We start from the raw sequence: 7058 nt of genomic DNA, 5'->3' as shown, positions 1-7058 counted from the left end.
CCGGGCCAACTTCGACCTCCTCCGGGCTCGAGTCCTCCGCTACATCTGACGGAGCCACGCTCTGTCACTGAGATCATCAAAAGTGAGCCAGAGCCTGAGAATGTCAGTGGTCGCGCGGAATTGATGTCAGCGGGCTTTGCGCTTCCGGCTGATCGCGGCACGTGGATAAATCAGACCGAGATGGGCGGTGGGTGGGCTGTTGAGGTAGTCGTCCCAGGTGCCTGCGGCGTGGAGACAAGTCTCCAGCCAGGTGGTGCAGCGACGGCACGCCCGCGGAGGAACACCCGCTCGATCTGTACACCCACAAGGTGGGGAAACTACGCAGATAGCACGTCCGCGATCGCCATCTGGCGCGATCGCGATGCCCATCGCCACAGAAGGCTGACCTGGGGACTCTGCAGGACGCTGCCCCCGATCTGCGCGGGGTGTCCCAACCGACCTGGCCCACTGGTCGTGTGATCTACAGACACGGTAGATCGTCACTCGCGCTCGGCTACAACTGCCTGTGCGTGCAACCCCCCGACGGCCTGGCGCCTCTCGGTAGCCAGGCCGGTGGCGGCATGCGAGGAGTCGAGTCCTGATTATGCCGAAATGAACTTTCCATGCATGATGGCGCCTTATGCGAACATTGGGGATTCTGGGGAGGGCTGGGGCGGTCGGGGCGATCGTTGGTGCTGTTGACGGCGTGCTCTACGTCACCGCCGAAGGCATCGCCATCGTCCACGGCCTCGCGGCCTTGCTCCTCCCGCTCCCACTCGGCCTCATCTTGACCAGGGTGTTCCGGGTTCAACGGGCGCCTTGGGTAGCTCTCCTGGGGACCGGCGCCTTCGCCGCTCTCATCCCCGCGATGATGGCCCTTGCCCCGGGCCCCTCGATCACCAGCTTGCCGCGGGCGCTCTTCGGGCTACCGATCCTGGTCGCAGGAGTCGTCGCCTATGCGATCGCCGGCTATGTGGTCACTCGCGTCAGGTGGTGGTGGCCCGTGCTGTGCGCAACCCTCGGCGTGGGTGTGTTCGTCACGATGGTGTTGCAGAGCCGCACGTGGATCGTCAACTGGCATGAGGAGCGAGCTCTCGCGGCAGTCGACATCCCGCTGCTCGGCCTCCCGGGTCAGGCGCCCGTGTGGGTCGAGATCGAGCACGACCCCAACGACACCTTCGTCCTTCTCGACTTCAACTCCACCGCAGTCGCCCTTCGCCCGGTTTCGGTGGGCAGCCCACAGGTGGCGTGCGAAAAGCCGTACCCGGGCGAGCCGCCCTACACCTGCCGACAGCTGACCACGGAGCAGTGGATCCGCGAGCACGGGCTGGGCGATGTTGTCTTGTTCGGCGTTCGGCACGGCGTACTCGTCGAGATCAACAGCCCATCACAGGAACAGGCGGTGACCACCCTCGGCAGCCTCGCGCCGACAACCGCAGCGGCACTGGCGTGGTCACGCTGACCTGTGGGTTCCGCGCATCCACTGGCATCCAACCCCCGTGCTCGATTGCACCCGGCCCTCAGCGTTTGCGAGATCGCCACCTGCGCCGGTGGAAGTTCAGTAGGGAGGTTGAGGCGCGGACAGGGCCGCGCTCTGTCCGGGGGCGCGGAGCTGCTGGAGATCGGGGATGTGGTTGTAGAGGGTGCCGACTGAGACGCCGAGGAGCTTGGCGATCGAGGTGATGGAGTTGGCGGGGTTGGGCAGCATGTCGCGAGCGGCACGCAGGATCTTCTCATCGACGACGGTGGGGCGCCCGCCGGCACGTCCGCGGGCGCGGGCGGCGGCCAGGCCCTCATTGGTGCCGCCGCTCGACGTTCTTTACATTATGTAGCTGTCAAGTTACGGTATGTAATCACGTGCATCCGAGTAGGAAGGCAGTACATGCCATTCAGGACTCTCATGACCGTCGCGGCCGCCGTCGCGTTCCTCGCCTCTCCTGTCGCCGGCGGGTCGGCCACCGCCGGTACGGCGAGCGCGGCCGCGTGCGGATACATCCCGCCGACGTTCACCGACGACCCCGCCTACGAGCACTGTGCGACCGACACCAACGTGTGGATCCGCGTCGACCGCTTCGTCCGCGGCGACTACGAGCGCTGCGTGGGGCCGGGCAGGACGAAACTCGACAAGGACGCGGTCAATGCCTGGTACATCGGACAGCTCTGCTCCCACCCGGGGGACACGCGCGGCGTGAGCTGACGAGGTTCACGTCCCCAACGGCGGAGCGGGAGGCGAGGTCCCGCCCGCCCGCGGGGCGTCAGGCGGGGAGAGCGGCCAGGAGGTAGGCCAGGCGGGCGGCGGCGCTGTCGACGTCCTCGACCGTGCCGAGCCGGTAGCCCCATGAGGTGACGTAGGCGCCCTCGGGCGAGCAGGTCACGGTCTCGGCCAGGGTGAGCGAGAAGCGGTTGACCACGGAGACGAATGCCGGCTCGCTGGCCAGTGCGAGGTTCTGAACGCGCAGGTCGGCGTGTGTGCCCGCCGCCCTGGCGAATGCCTCGAGGCACAGCATGGTGTCCAGCATCGTGCATCACCTCCGCATCAACTGTGCGCTAGGGTTGCACGATCTTGCTGGGGAATGCAAGCAATTGTGGCCATTAATGTAGCTATTGTTTGCCGTATCCGTTAAGTATGCGCATGATGACCGCTCGACCTGCCTCGTCGAACTCCGCCACCTTGCAATAGTCCTCGAACAGGCGGCTGTAGAAGCCGATTTCGTGGAGCTCGGTGAGCCGCACCTCCTTCGTGCGCGTCGGCACGAGGACGATCTCCTCGTCGAACATCCAGAAGCCGGTGATCGGCGCCGACGGCATGTCGTGCTCGAAGGGGATGATGCCGAGCCGTACGTTGGGCAGCGTGCTGACCGCGAGCAGCCGGTCGTACTGGCCGCGCATGACGTGGTCGGGGCCCATCTTGGTACGCAGCGCGCCTTCGGTCATGACGAAGCGGAAGGTGCGCGAAGGGTCGTAGAGGACCTCCTGCCGCTGCATGCGCACGCGGACGGAGGAGTCGACCGCCTCGGTGGTCTGGAAGGCGTGCTTGAGGCGGAGCAGCACGTTGCGGGCGTACTCGGCGGTCTGCAGCAGCCCGAGGACGATGCCGCCCTCGAAGACCCGCATGGTCTTGGCCTTCGACTCCATTTCGCGGATGTCCTCCTGGATGGAGGCCATCCCGCCGCGGTCCTGCTGGCCCCAGTCGGCCTGGCGTACGCCGAGGGCGACGGCCAGCGCGAGCAGCTGGTCGACGGCCTCGAGGGGAGCGCCGACGCCCTCCGCCCAGGCGAGGACGTCCTCTTCGGTGGCCGTCTGGCGGGCGTTCTCCAGGCGCGAGACCTTGGAGGCCTGCCACTGGAGACGGGCGGCCAGGTCCTTGCCCGACAGCTTGGCCGCCTCGCGTAATTGCCGCAATCGTAGCCCGAGGTCGACTCGCGCCTGCTGGAACGTCGTCACGCCGACTGAGAGTAGCCCCGGGTTCGGCAATCGAACCAGGGGCAGTTTCGCAATCGTGATCAAGCAGTCACAACACTCGGCGGGCGATGTCGATCAGCAGCTCGCGTGGCACCTCCACCGCCCCCTCACCCTCGAGGACGTCCCTGAGGTCGGCGAGCGCCTCCGGATCGGTGACCTGAAGGCCCTGGACGACGATGGTGCCGCGGTCGGTCTCGTAGAGGGTCGGGCACGCGCCCCCCTCTGACGTGGACCCGAGGAACCGCATGCGCATGGTGATCCTTCCCCGAACTGCATGACAATTGCGCGCAATTGTAGGGGTCGGATGTCTGTTTATGCCGAAAAATCTCCGTATTTGGTCTTAGCGGCGGCTCGTTTGTCCGGCAGGTACTCGCTCGGCCACAACTCCGACGGCGACGGGCGGTAGGAGCGCAGCACCCGCCGGGCGATCGAGGCCTGGTGCACCTCGGTGGGCCCGTCCATGATGCCCATCAGCGGCGCCGCCTGCCACAGCCGCGCCAGCGGCGTGTCCGCCGAGACGCCCAGCGCCCCGTGCAGGCTTCCCCGCGTACGGCCCGCATGGTGAATAGCCGGGGGTCGGAGCCGCCCTGGGGCTCGGTCATCGAGTACGCCGAGAACACCTCGCCGTCCAGCAGCGGCTTCAGGTAGCGCTCCTTCTGCTCGGCCGTGCCGTACATGGCGATGATCTCGGCGTTGCCGGTGTCGGGCGCCTGGCAGCCGAAGATCACCGGCGCCCACGTGGAGCGGCCGATGAGCTCGTTCATCAGCGCCAGCCTGAGCTGGCCGTACCCCTGGCCGCCCAGCTCGGGCCCCAGATGGCAGGCCCACAGGCCACGCTCGCGCACCTGCCGCTTCAGCGGATCGACGATCTTCCTGAGCCGGTCGTCGAGCTTGCGGTAGGCCTGCCCGGGGAAGGCGAGGTCGAGCGGTTCGACCTCCTCCCTGATGAAGACGTCCATCCAGTCCAGCTTGGCCTGGAACTCAGGCTCTACCGAGAAATCCATGTCTGCGCCCTCGCGAACAGGTCCAGGGTCGTCTGATGAAGAAGATCTCCGATGTCCTTGGGCGCCTTGCCCGCGCAGGCGCGCGCGTGAGTGCCCTCCAGCACGATGCCGAGCTTGAAGCAGGCCATGACGACGTACCAGTCGACCGCCGACAGGTCGCGTTCGGACAGCTCGGCGTAGCAGGCGATCAGTTCCTCCGGCGCGGGCAGCTCGGGCAGCTGCTCCCTCGCGGACGGCAGCGTGGCCACCAGCCAGCCGAGGTCGAGCAGCGGGTCGCCGATCGTGCACATCTCCCAGTCGACGATCGCCGCCACCCACGGTCCCTCGCGCGAGAACATCAGGTTGGCCAGGTGGTAGTCGCCGTGCATGATCCCCGGGGTGAACGTGGCGGGGGTGTTGCGCTCCAGCCATCCGGCGGTCTCGCGCAGCCGCGGGATCTCGGGACCCGGGTAGCCGTCCAGCTTGCCGTAGGACTCCAGCTCACCCATCCAGCGCGGCACCTGCCGTTCGAGAAACCCTCCCGGCCTGCCGAAGCCGGGCAGCACGTCGGGGGAGACCCTGCCGAGCGCGGCGAGCGCGACCGCCGCCTCGAGGCCCATCCGCTGCCTGATCGCCGGATCGGAGGCGTGCGGCTCGGGCAGCCCGAGCGTGGGGTTGAACCCGTCGACCGGCTCCATCAGGTAGAAGACCGGCTCCTCCGCCGTCTGCGCGGCCACCAGCCTGGGCGCGGGGACGTCCGTGCCGCGCAGCGCCGCCAGCACCCGCGCCTCACGGCGCAGCACCTCGTTGCTCTTCGCCCGTACGTGCAGTGGCGGCCTGCGCAGCACGTACGGCACGCCGCCCCGCTCGAAGCGGACCATGACGTTCTGCGTGCCGCCTGGAACCGGCTGGACATGTTCGAAAGGGCCGCCGGGCAGTCCGTGGACGTCCATCCACGCGCCGAGCACGTCGAAGTCGATCAGGCTGACGTCGATGTGCGGGGAGCTCGTTGCCACCCCAGAACCGAACCATGTTCTGGTTGCTGGGTCAACCCAGAGCCTGCATCGTCGGCGTGAAAAGCCGCGTGAAGTCGCCCGGCATGCCGCCGCCGTGAACCATCGCGCTGGTGCTGAAGTAGTGGGGCACCCCGTGCTCGGCGGCCCACGCCACCAGCTCAGGCCTGCGCCCGTCGAGGTCGAGGCGCACCGGCAGCTCGCTGCCCGCGACCAGGTCGGCGATGAGGTCGCACGCGGTGGGCAGGTCGTCGGCGACCACGGGGCCGACGACGAGCGTGTCGTCGTTGCGCCACACGCCGCCGAACCCCGTCATCCGCCCGCCGCGCTCGGCAACCCTGACGCGTTCGTGGAAGGCGGGCATCCCGCGCAGCACCGCCGAGCGGTCGGCGCCGAACACGCCCGCGTCGAAGGCCACGATCGCCTCGATGTCGGCGGGATCCTTGACCTCGCGGGTGACGCAGGGGGCCTGCCCGGTGAAGTGGCCCTTGTGGGTGACGACCTCGGCGACCGTGCGGAAGCCGGCCCGCTCGTAGAGGGGGCGACCGTTCTCGGTCGCGTGCAGCGACACCGTCCTGCCGCCTGCCCGCTCCATGGCGTGGTCCATGAGCCTGCGGGCCATGCCCTGCCTGGCGTACCTGGAGGCGGTGAGGACCATGCTGATCACGGCGTGGTCGTCGCCGTACAGGGTGACGACGTTGGTGGAGGCCAGCCCGTCGCCGTCGGGGGCGTCGATGCCGTAGGCCTCGCCGACCTCCAGCAGGAAGCGCCACTTGTGCCTCTCGAGGCCCCAGTCGCGGCTCACGGCCAGCGCGGTGCAGGCGTCGAGGTCGGATTCATCCAGGCGGCGGATCTGCATGCGGCCCATCCTGGCGGACGGCGGCGAACCGCGACAAACCAACGGGCGAGCCGCCCACGGCGATGGCGGCGGCGTGGAAGGCGGGGAACCACGTCGCCAGATCCAGCAGCAGGAAGGGGACGGCGGCCACGAGCACGGCCGCCGGGTACAGGGCCGCGCGCCGGCCGTCGCTCCACCGCTTGAGCAGCGAGACCAGGACGAGCAGCGCCGACGCGGGGAGCAGGAACAGCGAGCCGAACCCGGCGGCGTCCTCGATCGGCGCGGGAAGGGCGACGGGGTTGCCTCCCACGCCGCCGTCGCCGCGCGGCCAGTCGAACGTGGCCATGACGACGGCCAGGCACCCGATGGTCAGCACCGAGAGCCAGATCAGCCACGGCCACGCGGGGCGCCCGTCCGGGAAGATCGCGGTGACCAGCAGCAGCGGCGCCATCACCTGCGGCGCCCAGATCCAATAGTGCAGCCAGTCCTCGAGGCCGACGTCCGAGCCCGAGTCGATGTGCAGCCCCGGCACCTGGCTCAGCATGCCGACGACGCCCAGCAGGCCGCCGAACATGAAGATCATCCCGATCGTCCTGGTGTCGCCCCTGGCGCCGGTCCACGCGCCCGCGAGCAGCATGACCGCGGCCCGTGCCGCCTCCGCCCACATCTCGTCGGAGAAGATGCCGTATCCGGCCCGGACGGCGCAGCACACCACTACGGTCGCGATGCCCACCGCCGCCACGATCCAGAATCGCACATGGCTTTTATAGCAAATGCGTAACG

General features: G+C 68.4%; 11 protein-coding genes. 2 read left to right on the top strand and 9 right to left on the bottom strand.

Translation table 11 applies throughout. The features are described from left to right. The first annotated feature begins 685 nt into the window (after positions 1–685). Positions 686–1441, top strand: a complete 756-nt coding sequence (locus AB0B45_RS45950; RefSeq protein WP_358144462.1) for a hypothetical protein — start codon at positions 686–688, stop codon at positions 1439–1441. Positions 1442–1537: 96 nt separating this feature from the next. On the opposite strand, the gene AB0B45_RS45945 is transcribed toward AB0B45_RS45950, so the two are convergent. Continuing rightward, positions 1538–1687, bottom strand: coding sequence for a hypothetical protein (locus tag AB0B45_RS45945; protein WP_358144460.1), 150 nt, complete (start codon positions 1685–1687; stop codon positions 1538–1540). A 174-nt stretch (positions 1688–1861) separates the two neighbouring features. On the opposite strand from AB0B45_RS45945, the gene AB0B45_RS45940 reads away from it, so the two are divergent. Continuing rightward, positions 1862–2176 carry a DUF6355 family natural product biosynthesis protein gene (locus tag AB0B45_RS45940; RefSeq protein WP_358144457.1) on the top strand — a complete coding sequence of 105 codons (315 nt, stop codon included), beginning with the start codon at positions 1862–1864 and terminating at the stop codon, positions 2174–2176. Between the two features lie 58 nt (positions 2177–2234). Here AB0B45_RS45940 and AB0B45_RS45935 read toward each other — a convergent pair whose 3' ends face one another. The 8 genes from AB0B45_RS45935 to AB0B45_RS45900 form a co-directional block, all read right to left on the bottom strand. After that, on the bottom strand, positions 2235–2498 hold the full coding sequence (locus AB0B45_RS45935; protein WP_358144455.1) for a hypothetical protein: 264 nt from the start codon (positions 2496–2498) through the stop codon (positions 2235–2237). An 82-nt stretch (positions 2499–2580) separates the two neighbouring features. Then, positions 2581–3423, bottom strand: a complete 843-nt coding sequence (locus AB0B45_RS45930; protein ID WP_358144453.1) for a helix-turn-helix transcriptional regulator — start codon at positions 3421–3423, stop codon at positions 2581–2583. 67 nt (positions 3424–3490) lie between these two features. Beyond that, positions 3491–3694, bottom strand: coding sequence for a hypothetical protein (locus tag AB0B45_RS45925; RefSeq protein ID WP_358144451.1), 204 nt, complete (start codon positions 3692–3694; stop codon positions 3491–3493). 59 nt (positions 3695–3753) lie between these two features. Then, positions 3754–3933, bottom strand: a complete 180-nt coding sequence (locus tag AB0B45_RS45920) for a hypothetical protein (protein ID WP_358144468.1) — start codon at positions 3931–3933, stop codon at positions 3754–3756. Further along, on the bottom strand, positions 3912–4445 hold the full coding sequence (locus AB0B45_RS45915; protein WP_358144450.1) for an acyl-CoA dehydrogenase family protein: 534 nt from the start codon (positions 4443–4445) through the stop codon (positions 3912–3914). The genes AB0B45_RS45920 and AB0B45_RS45915 overlap by 22 nt, the downstream gene beginning before the upstream one ends. Continuing rightward, positions 4430–5440 (bottom strand): phosphotransferase family protein, encoded by a 1011-nt coding sequence (locus AB0B45_RS45910; RefSeq protein WP_358144449.1) that lies wholly within the window; start codon positions 5438–5440, stop codon positions 4430–4432. Before AB0B45_RS45910 ends, AB0B45_RS45915 begins: the two co-directional genes overlap by 16 nt. 31 nt (positions 5441–5471) lie before the next feature. After that, complete coding sequence (locus AB0B45_RS45905) at positions 5472–6296, bottom strand: GNAT family N-acetyltransferase (protein WP_358144447.1); 825 nt, start codon at positions 6294–6296, stop codon at positions 5472–5474. After that, entirely contained in the window at positions 6274–7032 is a 759-nt protein-coding gene (locus AB0B45_RS45900; RefSeq protein WP_358144446.1) for a hypothetical protein, read from the bottom strand. The genes AB0B45_RS45905 and AB0B45_RS45900 overlap by 23 nt, the downstream gene beginning before the upstream one ends. Between the last annotated feature and the right edge of the window lie 26 nt (positions 7033–7058).

It is taken from the genome of Nonomuraea sp. NPDC049152 (genome assembly GCF_040648355.1).
Lineage (GTDB): Bacteria > Actinomycetota > Actinomycetes > Streptosporangiales > Streptosporangiaceae > Nonomuraea.
This window is presented reverse-complemented; position numbering and strand designations above follow the sequence as displayed.

Coding starts and splice junctions, on each gene's coding strand:
- AB0B45_RS45935 (WP_358144455.1), bottom strand. CDS start 2,498: ATGCTGGACACCATGCTGTGCCTCGAGGCATTCGCCAGGGCGGCGGGC.
- AB0B45_RS45940 (WP_358144457.1), top strand. CDS start 1,862: ATGCCATTCAGGACTCTCATGACCGTCGCGGCCGCCGTCGCGTTCCTC.
- AB0B45_RS45945 (WP_358144460.1), bottom strand. CDS start 1,687: ATGCTGCCCAACCCCGCCAACTCCATCACCTCGATCGCCAAGCTCCTC.
- AB0B45_RS45925 (WP_358144451.1), bottom strand. CDS start 3,694: ATGCGCATGCGGTTCCTCGGGTCCACGTCAGAGGGGGGCGCGTGCCCG.
- AB0B45_RS45915 (WP_358144450.1), bottom strand. CDS start 4,445: ATGGATTTCTCGGTAGAGCCTGAGTTCCAGGCCAAGCTGGACTGGATG.
- AB0B45_RS45905 (WP_358144447.1), bottom strand. CDS start 6,296: ATGCAGATCCGCCGCCTGGATGAATCCGACCTCGACGCCTGCACCGCG.